General features: G+C 69.6%; 14 protein-coding genes. 7 read left to right on the forward strand and 7 right to left on the reverse strand.

What is annotated here, in order from left to right:
• Positions 1-39 precede the first annotated feature (39 nt).
• The 3 genes from AYL44_RS06835 to AYL44_RS06845 are packed head-to-tail and all read right to left on the reverse strand — an operon-like array spanning position 40 to position 3,242.
• Entirely contained in the window at positions 40-912 is an 873-nt protein-coding gene (locus AYL44_RS06835; protein ID WP_064002544.1) for a sugar phosphate isomerase/epimerase family protein, read from the reverse strand.
• Positions 909-2,111: a dihydrodipicolinate synthase family protein gene (locus tag AYL44_RS06840; protein WP_064002545.1), complete on the reverse strand. Its 1,203-nt coding sequence runs from the start codon at positions 2,109-2,111 to the stop codon at positions 909-911. Before AYL44_RS06840 ends, AYL44_RS06835 begins: the two co-directional genes overlap by 4 nt.
• Positions 2,112-2,114: 3 nt before the next feature.
• On the reverse strand, positions 2,115-3,242 hold the full coding sequence (locus AYL44_RS06845) for a Gfo/Idh/MocA family protein (RefSeq protein ID WP_064002890.1): 1,128 nt from the start codon (positions 3,240-3,242) through the stop codon (positions 2,115-2,117).
• Positions 3,243-3,635: 393 nt separating this feature from the next.
• Between AYL44_RS06845 and AYL44_RS06850 the strand changes: the two genes are divergently transcribed.
• From AYL44_RS06850 to AYL44_RS06870, 5 genes are read left to right on the forward strand one after another with little or no spacing between them, the layout of a single operon-like run.
• Positions 3,636-4,910, forward strand: a complete 1,275-nt coding sequence (locus tag AYL44_RS06850; RefSeq protein WP_064002546.1) for an ABC transporter substrate-binding protein — start codon at positions 3,636-3,638, stop codon at positions 4,908-4,910.
• Between the two features lie 19 nt (positions 4,911-4,929).
• Complete coding sequence (locus AYL44_RS06855; protein ID WP_064002547.1) at positions 4,930-5,880, forward strand: carbohydrate ABC transporter permease; 951 nt, start codon at positions 4,930-4,932, stop codon at positions 5,878-5,880.
• Positions 5,874-6,767 (forward strand): carbohydrate ABC transporter permease, encoded by an 894-nt coding sequence (locus AYL44_RS06860; RefSeq protein ID WP_064002548.1) that lies wholly within the window; start codon positions 5,874-5,876, stop codon positions 6,765-6,767. Before AYL44_RS06855 ends, AYL44_RS06860 begins: the two co-directional genes overlap by 7 nt.
• Positions 6,767-9,826: an alpha-mannosidase gene (locus AYL44_RS06865; RefSeq protein WP_064002549.1), complete on the forward strand. Its 3,060-nt coding sequence runs from the start codon at positions 6,767-6,769 to the stop codon at positions 9,824-9,826. Before AYL44_RS06860 ends, AYL44_RS06865 begins: the two co-directional genes overlap by 1 nt.
• Positions 9,823-11,526, forward strand: a complete 1,704-nt coding sequence (locus AYL44_RS06870; protein ID WP_064002550.1) for a hypothetical protein — start codon at positions 9,823-9,825, stop codon at positions 11,524-11,526. The genes AYL44_RS06865 and AYL44_RS06870 overlap by 4 nt, the downstream gene beginning before the upstream one ends.
• Position 11,527: 1 nt before the next feature.
• Here AYL44_RS06870 and AYL44_RS06875 read toward each other — a convergent pair whose 3' ends face one another.
• From AYL44_RS06875 to AYL44_RS06890, 4 genes are all read right to left on the reverse strand, one after another.
• The gene (locus AYL44_RS06875) at positions 11,528-12,184 is read right to left on the reverse strand and encodes a hypothetical protein (RefSeq protein WP_064002551.1); all 657 of its coding nucleotides are present in this window, start codon (positions 12,182-12,184) and stop codon (positions 11,528-11,530) included.
• A gap of 2 nt (positions 12,185-12,186) precedes the next feature.
• Positions 12,187-13,119: a carbohydrate ABC transporter permease gene (locus AYL44_RS06880; RefSeq protein ID WP_064002552.1), complete on the reverse strand. Its 933-nt coding sequence runs from the start codon at positions 13,117-13,119 to the stop codon at positions 12,187-12,189.
• Positions 13,116-14,108 carry a carbohydrate ABC transporter permease gene (locus tag AYL44_RS06885; RefSeq protein WP_064002553.1) on the reverse strand — a complete coding sequence of 331 codons (993 nt, stop codon included), beginning with the start codon at positions 14,106-14,108 and terminating at the stop codon, positions 13,116-13,118. The genes AYL44_RS06880 and AYL44_RS06885 overlap by 4 nt, the downstream gene beginning before the upstream one ends.
• 71 nt (positions 14,109-14,179) lie before the next feature.
• Complete coding sequence (locus tag AYL44_RS06890; RefSeq protein ID WP_064002554.1) at positions 14,180-15,469, reverse strand: ABC transporter substrate-binding protein; 1,290 nt, start codon at positions 15,467-15,469, stop codon at positions 14,180-14,182.
• Positions 15,470-15,748: 279 nt separating this feature from the next.
• Between AYL44_RS06890 and AYL44_RS06895 the strand changes: the two genes are divergently transcribed.
• Positions 15,749-16,414, forward strand: a complete 666-nt coding sequence (locus AYL44_RS06895; protein WP_064002555.1) for a YesL family protein — start codon at positions 15,749-15,751, stop codon at positions 16,412-16,414.
• A 61-nt stretch (positions 16,415-16,475) separates the two neighbouring features.
• Positions 16,476-18,002, forward strand: a complete 1,527-nt coding sequence (locus AYL44_RS06900; protein WP_064002556.1) for an extracellular solute-binding protein — start codon at positions 16,476-16,478, stop codon at positions 18,000-18,002.
• Positions 18,003-18,032: the final 30 nt, after the last annotated feature.

Below are 18,032 nucleotides of genomic sequence, written 5' to 3' on the forward strand. Positions count from 1 at the left end.
AAGTCTACGGGCGGCCGTCGGCGTGGTCGGAGCGGCCCGTCATCGACCGCTGAGGAACGGTGAGACGGATGCCGCGAACCCCGCCGCGGTCCGGCGCACCGCCTCGAGCGGCTCGGTGGCCCACACGTCGGCGTTGAAGATCTCGACCTCGACGTCGCCCGTGTAGCCGGTGTCGACGACGGCGCGGGTGAGGCCCGCGAGGTCGATGACGCCGTCGCCGGGGTAGTGCCGGCCGAGCAGGACGTCCGCCGGGAGCGGCGTCTTCCAGTCGCAGACCTGGTACGTCGCGATCCGACCCTCCCGGCCGGCGCGCGCGATCGAGTCGAGCACGTCCGGGTCCCAGAAGATGTGGAACGTGTCGACGGCGACACCCACGACCGACGGGTCGAAGTCCGCCGCGAGGTCGAGCGCCTGCCCCAGGGTCGAGACGACGCACCGGTCGGTCGCGTACATCGGGTGCAGCGGCTCGATCGCGAGCGTCACGCCGGCCTCGGCGGCGTGAGGAGCGAGTTCGCCGAGCGCGTCGCGGACGCGCTCGCGCGCTCCGACGAGGTCGCGGGAGCCCTCGGGCAGTCCGCCGGCGACGAGCACGAGCACGGCCTCCGAGCCGGGCGCACCGGCGGCGGCGAGGGTCGCGGCCTCGTCGATGGCGACGAGGTTGTCGTCGATCGACGCACGGCGGGGCGGGCCCTCGGGCATCGTGAAGAAGCCCGATCGGCAGTGGGTCGAGAACCGCAGGCCGGAATCGCTCAGCATCGACGCGGCCGTCGCGAGCCCGACCTCCTGCACCGGCTCGCGCCAGAGCCCGATGCTCTGCACCCCGGCCTCCGCGGTCACGCGGAGCGCGGTGGCGAGGTCGGCGTGCTTGATCGTGCCCTGGTTGATCGACAGGCGCGGGTCGACGGCGCTCACGCGTCGAGACCGTTCAGGCGCAGCATCCCGTTCCACCGCTGTGCGGCGAGCTCGGGACGTTCGAAGGCCTTCGCCTCGTTCGCGAGCTCGACGATGCGGGACAGGTGCGGCAGGCTGCGCGCCGAGTGCAGTCCGCCCACCATCTGGAAGGCGGGCTGGTGCCCGTTCAGCCACGCCAGGAAGGCGACACCCGTCTTGTAGTAGAACGTCGGCGCCGCGAAGACCTGACGCGACAGCGCCTCGGTCGGGGCGAGCACCTCGAGGTAGCGCGCCGGGTCGCCCGCGTCGAGCGCCTGGATCGCCGCCGAGGCGACGGGGGTCAGCGCGGCGAACGCGCCCAGCAGCGCGTCCGAGTGCTGCCGAGCGGATGCCGGGTCCCGCGTCGGCTGCGGTGCGTCGGGCACGTCGGCGCCGCCGATCAGGCCGACGTAGTTGAAGTCGTCACCCGTGAACATGCGCACGGACTCGGGCAGGCGCTCGCGCACCGACACCTCGGAGGCCGCGTCGAGCAGGCTCATCTTGACCCCGGCGACCTTGTCGACGTTTTCCTCGATGACCTCCAGCAGCACGGCCGACGCCGTCTGCCAGTCGGCCGCCCCGAAGTATCCCGCCAGCTGCGGGTCGAACGCGGTGCCGAGCCAGTGGAGCACGACGGGTCCGGAGGCCCGCGAGAGCACGGCGTCGTAGACGCGACGGTAGTCGTCGGCGCTCTCGGCGACGCGGGCGAGGTGGCGGGAGGCCATGAGGACGGGCCCCGCCCCCTGCTCCTCGGTGAAGTGGAGCTGCTCGAGGTAGGCCGAGACGACCTCGTCGAGCGAGATGCGCTCCTCGTCGATGTGGTCGGTGTTCACGCCGACGACGACGGAGCCGCCCTCTTCACGGGCGACCTCGGCGGAGCGCGAGATCAGCTCGCGGGTGGCCGCGGCATCCAATCCCATGTTCCGCTGCGCGGTGTCCATGGCGTCGGCGACGCCGAGCCCCCACGAGTAGACGTTGCGACGGAAGTCGAGCGTCGCGTCCCAGTCGATCTCGGCCGGCTGGCCCGGGGTGTTGTCGGCGTGGGTCTTCGGCGCGACGTGCGCGGCCGCGTAGGCGACGCGGCTGCGCAGCGGCCCCTCGGGACGGGTGTAGCCCGACGTGTCGACGAGCGGGACGCGGCGGAGGGCGCCGTCGCCCGAGAGCAGGGTGAGGTCGGTCATCGATCAGTCCAGCGAGAGTGCGTCGAGCTCGATCTTGCGTCCCTCGCGGCTCGAGCGCAGGCCCGCCTCGGCCAGCTGCACGCCGCGAGCGCCGGCGAGGAGGTCGAACTCGTAGTCGGTGTCCTCGACATACGAGACGAGGAACTCCTCCCACTGCTGACGGAAGCCGTTGATGAAGACGTCGTTCGTCGGCACCTGCTGCCAGTCGGCGTCGTAGTCGTGGCTGTCCTCGAGGTCGGGGTTCCACACCGGCTTGGGGGTGGCGTTGCGGGGCTGGATCTTCGCGCCGAACAGGCCCACGACGGCCGAGCCATGCGTGCCGTCGACGTGGAACTCGACGAGCTCGTCGCGGTTGACGCGCACGGTCCACGACGAGTTGATCTGCGCGACGACGCCGCCCTCGAGCTCGAACACGCCGTAGGCGGCGTCCTCGGCGGTCGCGGTGTAGTGCTCGCCCTTCTCGTCCCAGCGGTCGGCGATGTGCACGGCGGCCTGCGCGTAGACCGAGTCGACCTTGCCGAAGAGGTTCTCGAGCACGTAGTTCCAGTGCGGGAACATGTCGACGATGATGCCGCCGCCGTCCTCGGCACGGTAGTTCCACGAGGGGCGCTGCGCCGGCTGCCAGTCGCCCTCGAAGACCCAGTAGCCGAACTCGCCGCGGACGGAGAGGATGCGGCCGAAGAAGCCCGAATCGATGAGGCGCTTGAGCTTCTGCAGGCCCGGCAGGTAGAGCTTGTCGTGCACGACACCGGTCTTGACGCCGGCCTCGGCCGCCAGCTTCGCGAGCTCGAGGGCCTCCTCGAGGGATTCGGCGGTCGGCTTCTCGGTGTAGATCGTCTTGCCGGCGGCGATGGCCTTGCGCAGCGCCGTGGCGCGCGCCTTCGTGACGAGGAAGTCGGCGTAGATCTCCCAGCGCGGGTCGGCGAGTGCGGCATCCAGATCGGTCGTGTAGTCCTCGATGCCGTGCTTCGCGGCGAGCTCGGCGAGCTTGGCCTCGCTGCGGCCGACGAGGAGGGGCTTGACGGTGATCTTCGACCCGTCGGGCAGCTCGATGCCGCCCTGCTCGCGGATGGCGAGGATCGAGCGCACCAGGTGCTGGCGGTAGCCCATGCGGCCCGAGACGCCGTTCATGATGATGCCGATCTCGCGGACGGCGGGGGCTGCTGCGGCGGCGGCAGCCGGTGCGGGGGCGGTGATGGTCGTCTCTGACACGTTCGGTCCTTCGTCTGGTTATCCGCGCATCGGGTGTCCCCGCGTCGTGCGGGTAAGCGCTTTCCCCCAGTGTGTCATCGGGCGGGGGTTTCCGCAAGGACGATCGGATGCGGCGCTGCGGGCCCTCTCGGGGGAGGATGGAGAGCGGTTGTCGCAAAGACGTTACATATCCGACACAGGTAAGCGCTTGCCGCCGGACCGCCGCGGGGTTACCGTATGAGCACCCCTTGTCATGACATGCCGACAAATACCCGGTTGACCCGCTCATGACTCACCCCGCGCTCACCGAGGAGCGCATGCGAAGGAGAAGCAGTGAAGAGTTCCCGCACCATCCGTACCGCCACAGTCATCGCCGCAGCGGTGGGCGCTCTCGTGCTCGCCGGTTGCTCGTCGTCGGGCAACGGCGGCGGCACCGCAGGTGAGGACGTCACCCTCGAGTTCGTCCAGTCGGGCGACGCGGCGCAGGGTGGCGGCTACGCCATGCTCGCCAAGAAGTACGAGGAGGAGACCGGCGTCAAGGTCAAGGTCGTCGAGGTTCCCGGCGACGACCTCCGCACCCGCCTCCGCACCGCATCGCAGGCCAACGACCTTCCCGCCCTGGCGGCCGCCCCCGACGCCGACCCGGCGTGGACCGACCGCATGCTCGACCTCACCGACATCGCCGAAGAGGCCAAGGTCATCCCCGCCCTGCGCGTCGAGGACCCCGAGGACGGCAAGGTCAAGGCGCTCCCGACGACCCTCACCGGTGTCGGCATGTTCCTCAACAAGACCCTCTGGGACGAGGCCGGCGTCGAGTACCCGACCTCGCTCGACCAGGAGTGGACGTGGGACGAGTACGTCCAGAAGGCCACCGAGGTCGTCGACAAGACGGATGCCGAGTTCGGCGGCGTCATCGACAGCTCGGCGCACCGTCTGCGCGCGTTCCTGTTCGAGTTCGGCAGCCAGGGCGTCACCGAGCAGTCGGACGGCACGTGGGCGCTCGACGAGGAGGGCGCCAAGGCCCTCGAGTACTTCAAGAAGCTGAACGACGACGGATTCCTGCCCAAGGCCGTCTGGGCCGCCGGTGACGACCCCAGCGCGACCTTCAAGAGCGGCCGCGTGGCCGGCTACATGTCGGGCGTCTGGCAGATCGCCGACTTCCAGGCCAACATCAAGGACTTCGAGTGGATCTCCGTGCCGCTGCCGCAGCAGCCGGTCCGCTCGACGAACTACGGTGCCGCATCCTGGATCGTCGCCTACGACGGCACGGGTGTCGAGAAGGAGACGCTCGACTTCGTGAAGTGGATGTACCAGCCGGAGAACTACACCGAGTACTGCGAGATCTCGGGCTGCCTGCCCGCCCTCGAGGGCCTCGACATCGAGTACAAGGACGACGCCTACGCGTTCGACCTCTACAACGGTGAGATCGCCGCGTCGCCCGAGATCGCTGCCCGTCAGACCGTCGACGGCCTGAAGAACAGCTACACGGGTCTCGCGATCGACAGCGAGCCGCTCAAGGACGAGACCATCAAGTACCTCAACGGCGAGCAGACGCTCGAGCAGACCGTCGAGAACATCAACACGGTCTCGACCGACCAGATGAAGTGACCTCCCTAGGGAACCTCGCATGACTGCAACCATCACGCCGGACGCCTCCGCCCCCACGGCGGGGGCGCCCGGCGCGCCCTCCCGCCGCCGCAAGCGCACCTTCGGCCGGTACCGGATGGCGCCCTTCCTGTTCACCGTCATCACGGCGGCCCTGTTCGCCCTGTTTTTCCTCTGGCCGGGCGTCCTCGGATTGTCCTACTCGCTGACCGACTTCCGCGGCTGGGGCGACGCCAACTTCGTCGGGCTCGACAACTACCGCGAGCTGCTCAGCGACCCGAGCTTCTACGCGGCCCTCGGCCGCACCTTCGTCTTCGCACTGTTCTCGGTGCCCCTCAGCTACGCGCTCTCCCTCGGGATGGCCGTCGCGATCAACGCGACGCACGCCCGCGGCAAGACGGCCGCGCGCATCATCTTCTTCCTGCCCTGGCTCGTGTCCCCCATCGTCACCGGTGTCATCTGGCGGTGGATGTTCGGCGAGAGCTTCGGCTTCGTGAACTTCATGATCAGCGTGTTCGGCGGAGACCGGGTGCCCTGGTCCTCGAACGCCGACCTCTCCCTGCTGGTCGTCATCGTGGCATCCTCGTGGGGCGGCGCGGCCTTCAACATGCTGCTGTTCGTCGCCGCGCTCAACAACGTGCCGAAGTCGTACTACGAGGCGGCCGAGCTCGACGGCGCCAACGGCTGGCAGCGCTTCCGCAGCATCACGCTGCCCTCGATCGCCCCGACCTCGATCCTGGTGATCCTGCTGTCCACACTCGGGCACATGAAGGAGTTCGCCCTCATCCAGTCGCTCAACGGCGGTGGACCGGGGACGCAGAACCGTCTGATCGTCCAGTACATCTACGAGACCGGCTTCAAGCAGTCCGAGATCGGCTACGCCAGCGCGGCGTCGATGATCCTCCTGGTGATCCTGATGGTCATCGCGATCGTCCAGCTGCGCATCAGCCGGAGGAGCAACAACTCATGGTGACCACGTACGCCATCACCGTCCCCGACGAGAAGACGCGCGAGCGCTTCGAGCGTCGCCGCCGGTCGAAGAACCTCCGCCGCCGCGCAGTGGTCCCCACCACCATGCTGTGGGTGCTCGCACTGCTCATGCTGTTCCCGCTGGCGTGGTTCCTGCTGTCCTCGTTCAAGCCCGGCAGCGAGCTCTTCAGCTACCCGCTGTCGTTCTTCCCCAAGGAGTGGACGCTCGACGGCTACTCCGCGGCGCTCGAGCGCATCGACTTCGCGCGCTACTTCTTCAACACGGCGCTCGTCGCGTCGATCACGACGGTCCTGACCGTGTTCCTGTGCGCGACGACCGGTTACGCGCTGGCGAAGTACAAGAACCCCTGGCTGAGCGTCCTCGGCCTGTTCATCCTCTCGATGACGATGCTCCCGGGCGAGGTCATCCTCAACCCGATGTTCATCGTCATCCGCGACCTCGGTCTCTACAACCAGCTCGCCGGTGTGATCATCCCCTCGATCGTCACCCCGACCGGCGTGTTCATGTTCCGTCAGTTCTTCATCACCATCCCCGACGAGCTCATGCAGGCGGCGCGGATCGACGGCGCGAGCGAGTACGGCATCTTCTTCCGTATCATGCTGCCCCTGGCGCGCCCCATCGCGTTGACCCTGGCGATCATGTCCTTCCAGTGGCGTTGGAACGACTACATCTTCCCGCTCATCATCCTCGGTGACCCCGAGCAGTTCACGCTCCAGATCGCCCTGCGGGCGCTGGTCGGTGCCGAGAACATCGAGTGGACGATCCTGCTGTCGGCATCCGTGCTGTCGATGATCCCGCTCGTGGCGCTCTACCTGGTGTTCCAGAAGTACGTCACCTCGTCGAACATCAACGCGGGACTGAAGGACTGATGCCCTCGCGGGACCACCTCGTCCTGGAACGCGTCGACCGCTTCATCGGGGAGTACCTCGATGACGCGGTCGTCGCGGATCGTCGTCCCCTCCGGGTGTCGGCCTGGCAGGTCCCCGACCACGGGGATCTGCCGGGCGAACCGGTGTCGGTGGAACAGATGCGGCAGGACGCCGCCTTCGCCCCCGTCGAGCCCGGGCACCGCTGGGGCCGCGCCTGGGGCACGACGTGGTTCACCGTCGAGGGCGAGGTGCCGTCCGCATGGGCCGACCGGGACGGTCGCATCGAGCTGTCGCTCGACCTCGGCTTCTCGCAGGCCAAGCCCGGATTCCAGTGCGAGGGTCTCGTCCGCACGCCCGGCGGGACCGTGGTGAAGGGGCTCGAGCCGCGCAACCACCACGTGCCCGTGACGAGCGCCCCCGGCGAGCACGTCGCGTTCACGATCGAGGCGGCCGGGAACCCAGACCTCTCGGGCGGCGACGACTTCAAGAGCCCCCTCGCCTTCGCGCCGACGCCGCTCGGCGACCCCGCCACGGCGGGCGCCGATCCGCTCTACCGGCTCGGCCGCATGGAGCTGCGCCTCGTCGACGAGACGGTCGAACGCCTCCGCCGCGAGGTCATCGTGCTGGTCGGCCTCGCCCGCGAACTCGTCGACTCCGACCCGCGCCGGTCCCGCATCCTCGACGGCCTCGAGCGCGCGCTCTACACGATCGACCCCGACGCGCCGGCCGCGGGGGCAGCGTCCGCGCGGGGCATCCTCGCTCCCCTGCTCGCGGCGCCAGCGGCCGCATCCGCCCACCGCATCACCGCGACGGGACACGCGCACATCGACTCGGCGTGGCTGTGGCCGACCCGCGAGACGGTGCGCAAGGTCACGCGGACCTTCGCCAACGTGCTCGAGCTCATGGACGCCGACCCCGAGGCCGTCTTCGTCAGCTCGGCGGCGCAGCACTTCGAGTGGGTGCGCCGGAGCGACCCCGAACTGTTCGAGCGGGTGCGGGCGCGCGTCGCCGAGGGCCGTTTCATCCCGGTCGGCAACATGTGGGTCGAATCCGACGTGAACATGCCCTCGGGCGAATCCCTCGCCCGCCAGCTGCTGACCGGTACGCGCTTCTTCGAGGAGCACTTCGGGGCGCGCAGCGACGTCGGCTGGCTACCGGACTCGTTCGGGTTCCCCGCCGGGCTCCCGCAGCTGCTGCGCGGCGCGGGCCTGGAGTGGTTCTTCACGCAGAAGATGTGCTGGAACGACGTCGACACGATGCCGCACCACTCCTTCGTGTGGGAGGGCCTCGACGGCTCGCGGATCTTCACGCACTTCCCGCCGAACAACACCTACAGCGGCGACATGCGCCCCACCGAACTCGCGCGCAGCGTCCGCAACTTCGCCGACCACGCCGACAGCTCCCGCTCGCTCATGCCGTTCGGCTTCGGCGACGGCGGCGGCGGCCCGACTCGCGAGATGATGACCGACGCCCGGCTGCAGGCGGACCTCGAGGGCTCCCCCACGGTCGCCTTCGGCACGCCGCGCGAGTTCTTCGTCGAGGCCGCCGCCGAACCGGCGGACCCGCCGGTGTGGTCGGGCGAGATGTACCTGCAGTTCCACCGCGGCATCTACACGTCGCAGATGCGCACCAAGCGCGGCAACCGGCGCAATGAGGCCCTGCTCGTCGAGGCGGAGCACTGGAGCGCGGCGGCCGCGGTGCGGCGCGGCATCCCCTATCCGGCGGCCGAGCTCGACGAGCTCTGGCGGGAGGTGCTGCTGCTGCAGTTCCACGACATCCTGCCCGGCAGCGCGATCGCCTGGGTGCACCGCGAGGCGGAGCGCTCGCATGCCGAGACGACCGACCGGCTCGAGCGGATCATCGCGGATGCCGTCGCCGCCCTCGTGGGCGACGGTTCGGAACGCCTGGCGCTCAACCCCGCCGCGGCCGCCTTCCGCGGGATCGCCGCGGGCGGCGCGGGCCCCGCACCGCAGCCGACGACGGCGACGGCTGAGCCCGTCGAGGGCGGCTTCCGGCTGCGCTCGGACCTGATCGACGTCCTGATCGGCCCCGACGGCACCCTGCGGAGCGTCGTCGAGCTCGCCACCGGGCGCGACCTCATCCCGGCCGGCCACCGCGGCGGCCTGCTGCAGCTCCACGTCGACGCCCCGTCGAAGTGGGACGCGTGGGAACTCGACGCCTCGTACCGCCTGTCGACCACCGACGTCGACGGCGGCACCGCCGAGTTGGTCGACGGTGTCGTCCACGTCGTGCACCCTCTGCCGAACGGCACCGCCGAGCAGTGGATCGACCTCCACCCCGAGGGCGGCGCCGTCCGCATCCGGACCCGCGTCGAATGGCACGAGCGGCATCGACTGCTGAAGCTCGCGTTCCCCGTCTCGGTGCACGCGCAGGATGCCGCCTACGAGACGCAGTTCGGCCACGTGCGCCGGCCCCTGCACACCAACACGTCGTGGGACGAGGCGCGCTACGAGGTCTGCGCGCACCGGTGGGTGCACGTGGGCGAGCCGGGCACCGGCGCCGCGATCGTGAACGACGGCATGTACGGGCACGACGCGACGCGCACCACCGACGCGGACGGCACCGTCACGACGGTGCGCCAGTCGCTGCTGCGCGCGCCGAGGTTCCCCGACCCCGACGCCGACCAGGGCGTGCACGAGTTCACGTCCGTCTTCGCCCCCGCCGAGACCACGACGGATGCCGCCCGCTGGGGCTCGCTCGTCGGTTCGCCGCTGCGCGAGGTCACCGGCGCCGCGCCCGTCGCCCCACTCGTGACGAGCACCGTGCCCGGCATCGTCGTGTCGGCTGTCAAGCTCGCCGCCGACGGCAGCGGCGACCTCGTCGTGCGCGTCTTCGAGCAGCGCGGTGCCCGCACCGGCGGCATCCTGCGGTTCGACGTCCCCGTCGCGGCGCTCGAGGTGTGCGACCTCGTCGAGACCGTCGGGCGCGGCCGCACCGAGGCCGCGCACCTGGACGGCGACACCACCGTCCGCCTCGATCTGCGCGCCTTCGAGGTCGTCACCCTGCGCGCCCGCCTGCACCGACCGGAGCCGTCATGACCCCCGACCGCATCGACACCGACCAGACCGACACCTTCATCGCGGACGTGATCGCCGCGGCGGATGCCGAGGCCGCACGGCTCCTGCAGTCGCCGGCCGACGTGTCGACGGCGCCGCTCGGCCCGCACCGCGAGTCGATGCGCCGGGCGAAGCTGCTGACGGCGGTCTTCCTCGAAGAGGGTTCGGCGTTCGCCGGTTCGCCCGCCGTCGTCGAGCTGGCCGAGACGTACGCGCGGATCCTGCACGACCTGCAGTCCCCCACGGGCCTGTTCCTCGGCGGCGACAACCTGGAGTCCCCGCCCGACACGGGCTTCACGATCAACGACCTGGGCGACATCCTCGAGCTGGCCCGGCGGTCGGGCGACACGCGCCTCGACCGCGTCGCCGAGGTGCTCGGCGGCATCGCCGACCGTGCGGCGCCGGCGCTGCTGGCGGGTGGCGTGCACACGCCCAACCACCGGTGGGAGCTCAGCGCGGCGCTCGTGCGCCTGCACCGGCACCGCCCCGACGCGCGCCTCGAGGCGCGGGCGCGCGAGTGGCTCGCGGAGGGCGTCGACATCGACGCCGACGGCCTGTACTCCGAGCGCAGCGCGAACTACGCGGTGTACGTGTCGAACCCGTCGCTGCTCGTGATCTCGGACGTCCTCGACCTGCCCGAGCTCCGCGACGTCGTCGCGCGCAACCTCGAGTCGACGCTCGGCCTCATCCATCCGGACGGCTCCGTCGAGACGGTCCACTCGCGCCGGCAGGATCAGCGCGAGCCCCGGTTCCCGCTGGCGCCGTACGCCTTGCACTACCGGCAGCTCGCCCTCGAGACGGGGCGCGGCGACCTCGCCTGGGCGGCGCGGGTCGCGGCATCCGCTGCCGTCATCGACCCGCAGACGGCGCTCGCCGACATGCTGCTGCACCCGGCGCTGCGCGAGCCGCTGCCGGCGGCGACACCGCCGGCCGACCGGGCCCGGAACGTCTGGCCGGTCTCAGGACTCGTCATCGACCGCACCCCCGATCGCGAATTGACCGTCTTCGGCGGGTCGGACTACGCGGTCGCGCGACGCATCCGCTCGGGGCTCGCGAGCAACCCGACGTTCCTCCGGATGTTCGCGGGCGATGCCGTGCTCGAGTCGGTGCGCCTGTCGCGGCACTTCTTCGGGCTCGGGCCGTTCCGCGCCGACCGCATGACGGTGGACGAGAACCGGATCGTGCTCGAGGAGCACCTCTCCCCCGCCTACTTCGGACCGATGGATGCCGCGCACCGCCGCCCGGGCGGCGACTACCGCGTCGTCGACGAGGGACGATTCTCGGCGGCGATGTCGTTCGACGAGCGGCCGCGCCACGAGGTGCCGCTGCGCACCCGGATCGAGCTCGTGCCGACCGAGGACGGTGTCGAACTGACGCTCGAGACGGACGGGCCGATCTGCGCCTGGAACCTCGAGTTCGCCTTCCGCGCGGGCGGCGCGTTCGAGGGCGTCACGGCCGCCGCCGACGGCACCGCCGTCCTCACGTCGGGGTCGGCCCGCTACCGCGTGGGCGCCGATGCGATCGCGGTCGGACCGGGCACCGGTTCAACCGCCGCGGCCGGGTACCTGCCCGGGGAGGACTACGACTACCTGGGCGGCACCGATGCGCTCGGCGGTCCGCGCCTCTACGTGACGGGCACGACGCCCGGCCGCGCGACGGTCACCCTCCGCCGCGTGCGCTGACTCAGCGGCGGCGGTGCGGGACCGCGACGACGGCGAGCACGGCGCAGCCGAGCGCGGCGGGGAGCAGCGGCGGCAGCATCCACGTCAGGATCACGACGAGCGCGACGGCCGCGACGTAGAAGGCCAGCGCGTGGACGTCGCCGCGGGTGATCGCCGGAACGTCACGCACCGCCTGACGCCATCCCGTCGATGGCTCCCATGCGCCCGCCGCGACGAGCAGCGCGACGGCGAGCGCGGCGAGACCCGTCCACCCGACCGCCTCGATCACGACGCCGCCCGGCAGCATCCCGGTGCGGGCGAGCAGGATGTCTACGCCCAGCACCGCCGCGATGACGAGCGCGACGAGCCCGACGACGGCGCCGCCTACCAGCCCCGCGCGGACGTCGCGCCAGAACAGTCCGAGCCGCGAGTCCTCGGCGGCGACGTACCGTCCGAGATGACGGATGCCGGCGGCCAGCGCCACCGGCAGTGTCACGACCAGCGCGCCGACGACCAGGACGAGGAGCCCGATGAGCAGGACCTCGCCGAACAGCGCGAACTTCGCTGCGGCGCCCGGGAACCTCGCCGGCGGACGCTCCTCGAGCACGGGACCGCTTCCCGACCGATCGGCGCGCACGGCGGCGCGCTCGGCGCGTCGGTCGGCACGGGTCCCGGACACGATCAGCCCTTGAGGCCCTGGGTCGCGACGCCGTCGACGAGGAACCGCTGGAACACCAGGAAGAAGAGCAGCACCGGGACGAGCGCGAGGAACGAAGCCGTGACCGTCGCGCCGAAATCGCTCGTCGAGGACTGGTCGTTGTAGAGGCGCAGCGCGATCGGGAGCGGGTAGTTCTCGGGGCTCGTGAGGTACAGGAGCGGACCCAGGAAGTCGTTCCACGACCAGATGAACGCGAAGATCGCGCACGTGATCAGCGCCGGCTTCACGAGCGGCAGGATGATCGCCCAGAAGATGCGGACGTGGCCGGCGCCGTCGATACGCGCCGCCTCGTCCATGTCGCGCGGCATCTGCCGCATGAACTGGACGAGCAGGAACACGAAGAACGCCTCGGTGGCGAGGAACTTCGGCAGGATCAGCGGCCAGAACGTGTCGACGAGGCCCAGGTTGTTGAACAGGATGTACTGCGGGATGATCACGACGTGGAACGGCAGCAGCAGCGTGCCGATCATCGCCGCGAACAGGATGCCGAGTCCCTTGAACTGGATGCGGGCGAACGCGTAGGCGGCCAGGGCGCTCGAAAGCACGGTGCCGACGACTGCCGAGACGGCGAGGACGAGCGAGTTCCAGAAGAACTGACTCAACGGCACCCCGGCGATCCCCTCGAAGACCTTCGCGTAGTTGTCGAGCGACGGTGAGTTCGGGATCAGTCCGGAGTTCTGCCCGAACTCGGAGTTCGGCTTGAGCGTCGAGACCGCGAGCCAGACGAGCGGGTAGAGCACGAGGGCGGTCAGCGCGATGAGGACGACCAGCCAGATGACGGTCTGCCAGGTCTTGCGCTTCACGCGGCGTCGCGGCGGGTTCGCGATGACCTGCTGCGCGGCGAAGACCGGGGTGGATGCCGCGCCCGAGGTCGTGGTGACGTTGGAGGTGCTCATCGGTTGTCTCCGGCGTAGTGCACCCAGGAGCGCTGGGTGCGGAAGAGGATGAAGGCGATGATCGCGACGACGACCAGGAGGACCCAGGCGATCGCGGCGGCGTACCCCATCTGGCCGTCGGCGAAGCCGCGCTTGTAGAGGTACAGCGTGATGAAGTTCGTCATGCCCGCGGGGCCACCCGAGCCGTTGGAGATGATGTACGCCGACGCGAACACCTGGAACGCGCCGATGAGCCCGAGCAGCAGGTTGAAGAAGATGACCGGCGACAGCATCGGCAGCGTGACCGCGCGGAACCGGTGCCAAGGCCCGGCGCCGTCCATCTCGGCGGCCTCGTAGAGCTCCTTGGGCACCTGCTTGAGGCCGGCGAGGAAGATGACCATCGTCGCGCCGAACTGCCAGATGGAGAGGATGATCATCGCGGGCAGGACGAGGCCGGGGTTGCCGATCCAGCCGCCGAGGTCGATGCCGAGGAACGACAGCGACGAGTCGACCGGACCGTCGGACCCGAACATCGCACGCCAGACGATGGCGACCGACACGGATCCGCCGATGAGGGACGGGGCGTAGAAAGCGGAGCGGAAGAAGCCGGAACCCTTGTCGCGGAAGTTCAGCAGCATCGCCACGAGGAGCGCGGCGATGAGGGTGATCGGGGTGCCCACGAGGACGTAGATCAGGGTGATCTGCGCCGACTGGATGAACTGCGGGTCGTTCGTGAAGAGTCGGACGTAGTTGTCGATGCCGATCCAGCGCGGCGGCTGGAAGATGTTGTACCGCGTGAACGACAGGTAGAGCGAGTACGCCATCGGGAGGATCGTCAGCCCGAAGAAGCCGATGAGCCACGGGACGAGGAACCCGTAGCCGGCGAGGGTCTCACGCCGGGCGCGGGCACGCTGGGTGGGACGGCTGAGGTTCTCGGGGCGGCGGCTGTTCGCGAGGGCGCGACGTCGCTTGTCTCCGGTGACGATGACCCTCGTCGCGGTGGTGCTCACGGGCTGCTCCAGGTGTCGGGACGGTCGGACGGCGTGGGTCCGGGTGCGGCAGCACCCGGACCCACCGTCGGTCACTGGTTGAGGACGACGTCCATCTCGGTGAAGAACTGGGAGACGGCCTCGTCGACGGTCATGGTGCCGAAGTTCAGCTCCACTCCGAGCTGGCGGAACTTCTCCTCGAGGGTGCCATAGCCGACGATCGGGACGGGAGGAGCGTCGCCGAGGCGGTCGGCGATGGATGCCTCGTAGTCCTTGACCTGCTGGCTCAGCGGGTCGAGCTCCGCGGCGGCCAGGGCCGTCTCGGAGGCGGGCAGGCCGCGATTCGTCCCGAAGATCTCGCCGGACTCCGGGGAGTTGACGAGGAAGTTCACGAGAGTGGCGGCGGCCTCCGGCTCGTCGGTGTTGGCGGCGATGGAGTGCAGCATCGAGGGCTTGAGGTACAGGTCCTTCGCCCCTTCCTCCGTCACGGGCGGGGCGACGAGCCCGAGCTCGGTGTACCCCTCGCCCAGGTTGCCGAGGTATCCGGCGCCGAAGTTGTCCCACGTGAGCTCGCTGGCGGTCTGCGCGGTGTCGAAGCCACCGAGCGGCGCCGCCTCTTCGACGGTCTGCTGCGGGATGCCGATGCCGTCACGGATGGACTGGCCCTCTTCCCAGAATGCCTTCAGACGCGCCTCGTCGAAGCCGGGCTCGCCGTCCTCCGTGAAGAGGTTGCCGCCTTCGGCGCGCAGCTGGAGCTCGAAGTTTTGGATGCGGCCGGTGTAGTCGCCGCCTCCCCAGTACTCGCCGCCGCCCGCGTCCGTGATGTCCTTCATCCACGCCGTGTAGTCCTCCCAGGACCCGCCGGCGAACTCGTCGACCCCGGCCTTCTCGAGCAGGACGGGGTTCGTGAACAGGCCCCACGCATTCGTGGAGGTCGCGATGCCGTAGGTGGTGTCGTTCACAACGCCGATGTCGAGGATGTTCTGCGGCAGCGGGTCGGTCTCGATGATGCCGCCGAGGTACGGGTCGAGGTCGAGCAGGAGCCCGTTCTCGGAGTACTGACGCAGGTACGAGTAGTCGAACTGCATGACGTCGGGCAGGTTCTTACCCGCAGCCTCGGTCTGGCGCTTCTCCCAGAACTCGGGGAAGGCGAGGAAGCTCGAGTTGACGGTGATGTTCGGGTACTTCTCGTTGAACGCGTCGATCGCCTTGTTGTAGAGGTCGGCGCGGACGTCGTTACCCCAGAAGGCGAGGTCGATCGTGACCTTCTCGTCGGGGTCGTAGGTGCCGGCCGGCTCCGGGGAACCGGCGCATCCGGCGAGGGCGATGGCCGAGCCCGTCGCGAGGGCGACGGCGGCGAGCGCGCGTTTGCTGATGAACATCTTTGTCCTCTCTCGAACGTCCGTGTTGCGAGTGCTGGTGGACGTCATGGTCCGTGATCGCGCGCTCCTGGTGCATCGGACCGGGTCCGCGGGAAAGCGCTTGCCTTGCACCTTAGCGGGAATTGAAACGTTTTTCAAGGGATGTCTGTGACCGGTCCCAGTGTACCTTGCGGGCCGCAGCGAGCACTATTGACACGTTTCATCGCCGCAGCTACGCTCCCCGGAAAGCGCCTTCCACTCGCGAGTGGTGTGCGCGACGGACGAGGAGGTCGATGAACGATGAGCGCGCAGTCGGGCGGTATGGGGTGGGCCCTGCGCATTCACGCCGCCTGCGATTGGGTGCTCTGGGCGCTCCGACTGAACCTGCTCTGGATCGTCTTCACGCTCGCCGGCGGTGTCCTCCTCGGGGCCGCCCCGGCGGCGGTCGCCTCCGCTCATGTCACCCGTCGTCGCCTGCGCGGCGAGCTCTTCCCCGTCTGGGGGGAGTTCGCCCGCACCTGGCGGCAGGAGTTCGTCCCCGCCAATCTCGTCGTCGGCCCGGCACTGGTGGTCTCGACGCTCCTCGCGATCCGCGCGACCTCGCTCGTCGTCAGCGGAGCGAGCGACCTCGCGTCGTTCGTCGTCATCGCGGCGGGCTGCTTCGCTGTCACCCTCACCGCGGTCCTCGTCCCGCTCTACGTGCACTACGACCTGGCCCCGCTCCGCTACCTGCTGACGGCATCGCGCTGGCTGCTGCGCAACCTCGCCCACGGTCTCATCCTGCTGGCAGTGGCCGTCCTCATCTGGGCTGTCAGCGCCGCCCTCCCCGGCCTCCTCCCGTTCGTCTCCGTCGGCGCCTGGCTGTCGGCGAGCACCGCTTTGTGCCTGGCCTTCTTCGCAGCGAACGACGAGGCGCTCGCTGAGCAGGGCGAGCGCGCCCCCGTCGCCGCGGGAACGGCCGCCTGACGCGGCATCCCACTTTCCCTCTTCACGACCGATCGACCCCACACCGAACGAAGGAGTTCCCATGCACAACCGCACGCGCCTCGCGGCGGCCGCGCTCGTGACCGCCGGCGCCGTCGCCCTCGCCGGCTGTTCCGGAGGAGGCGGAGGCGAGTCCGAGTCGCTCGACTCCCTCTCGATCATGGCCCCGTACCTCGTCACCAACGCCCCGAGCGACGACAACCCGATCCTCGACGAACTCGAGGACATCGCGGGCGTCGACCTCGACATCACGTGGGTGCCGAACTCGTCGTACGGCGACAAGACGAACATCACCCTCGCCGGCGACGACATCCCGCACGTGATGGTCATCCAGGGCAAGGATCCGGGCTTCGTGAAGAACGCACAGGCCGGCGCCTTCTGGGACCTGACCGACCACCTCGACGACTACCCGAACCTGAAGACGACCTTCCCCGAGGTGCAGGAGGCCTCGAGCATCAACGGCAAGGTCTACGGCATCTTCCGAGCCCGCGACGTCATGCGCGCGGCCGTCATCGTGCGCAAGGACTGGCTCGAGAAGCTGGGGCTCGATCTGCCGAAGACGACCGACGACCTGTACGAGGTCGCGAAGGCCTTCACCGAGAACGACCCCGACGGCAACGGACAGAAGGACACGTACGGCATCGTCATCCCGAAGTGGCCCGGCCCGATCGGCAGCAGCAGCCCCTACGACGTCATGGAGACCTGGTTCGGCGCCGGCAACCGCTGGACCGAGCGGGACGGCGAGCTCGTGCCGAGCTTCACGACCGACGAATGGCTGGACGCCGTCGACTACGAGAAGCGCCTCGTCGACGAGGGGCTCGTCAACGGCGACTACGCGACGTTCGACTCCGCCAACTGGAACGAGCCGTTCCTCAACGGCAAGGGCGGCATCATCATCGACGTCCACTCGCGCGCGGGTGTGCTGATGAGCCTGTTCAAGGAATCCGACCCCGAGAACTTCGAGAAGTACGTCGACGTCACCGGCAACCTCATCGGTCCCGACGGTGAACTGCACGCCCACCCGACGACCGGGTACAGCGGCTTCCTCGCGATCCCGAAGGCGAAGGTCCGCACCGAGGAGCAGCTGAAGACGGTGCTGGGCGTCCTCGACAAGCTCAACTCGTCCGAGGCCGGCCCTGTGCTGAACAACGGCATCGAAGGCGAGACGTACACCCTCGACGGCGAGCTCGCCGTCCCCGTCGACGACGCCCCGCAGGAACTGAAGGACGCCGTCCTCAGCTACTCGCAGCTCGGCACGAACGTGGCCGGCTTCCAGGGCTACCTGCCCAAGCAGGCATCCGACTACGAGCAGGAGATGTACGACAAGCGCAAGGCCATCGAGGAGGCGGACCTCGCGGCCGCCGAGTACGACCCGGCCGCACCGTACGTGTCCGAGACCTACGTGGCCCAGGGCGCCCAGCTCGACACGATCGTGTCGGATGCCCGCATCCAGTACATCGCCGGACAGATCGACCGCGCCGGCCTCACCGCCGCGATCGACCGCTGGCGTTCGAGCGGTGGCGACAAGGTCATCGCCGAGATCAACGAGTTGGCCTCGCAGGCCGACTGAGCCGAGTGGGGCGGATGCCGCATCCGCCCC

This window comes from Microbacterium oleivorans (assembly GCF_001644225.1).
In the GTDB taxonomy this organism is placed as follows: Bacteria; Actinomycetota; Actinomycetes; order Actinomycetales; family Microbacteriaceae; genus Microbacterium; species Microbacterium gawkjiense.